This window comes from Sphingopyxis sp. KK2 (assembly GCF_001990265.1).
Lineage (GTDB): Bacteria > Pseudomonadota > Alphaproteobacteria > Sphingomonadales > Sphingomonadaceae > Sphingopyxis.
Genome location: NZ_LYVN01000310.1, coordinates 1 through 494, shown reverse-complemented (window position 1 = coordinate 494; position 494 = coordinate 1). Strand labels below are relative to the sequence as shown.

Sequence of the window (494 nt, the reverse complement as noted above, 5' to 3'; positions counted from 1 at the left end):
GACGCTGACGCTGACGCTGACGCTGACGCTGATGCTGATGCTGATGCCGACGCTGATGCGGACGCGGATGCAGATGCAGACGCTGACGCAGATGCCGATGCCGACGCAGACGCGGATGCAGATGCTGACGCGGATGCAGATGCTGACGCAGATGCTGATGCTGATGCTGATGCAGACGCTGATGCTGACGCAGACGCCGATGCTGACGCTGACGCAGATGCGGACGCAGACGCGGACGCAGATGCTGACGCAGACGCGGATGCCGACGCAGATGCAGATGCAGATGCAGACGCTGATGCGGACGCAGACGCAGACGCAGATGCTGATGCAGACGCTGACGCTGACGCCGACGCTGATGCCGATGCAGACGCTGACGCCGATGCCGATGCCGATGCCGATGCCGACGCTGACGCAGATGCGGACGCTGACGCCGATGCTGACGCTGATGCCGATGCAGACGCAGATGCCGACGCTGACGCAGATGCGGATGCGGA

Annotated in this window: 1 protein-coding gene; it reads left to right on the top strand. The window is 63.8% G+C overall.

The genetic code is table 11. The annotated features are described in order from the left end of the window. Positions 1–494, top strand: a 494-nt coding sequence (locus tag B1A78_RS21970; RefSeq protein ID WP_218668028.1) for a hypothetical protein, incomplete at both ends; no start/stop codon positions are given.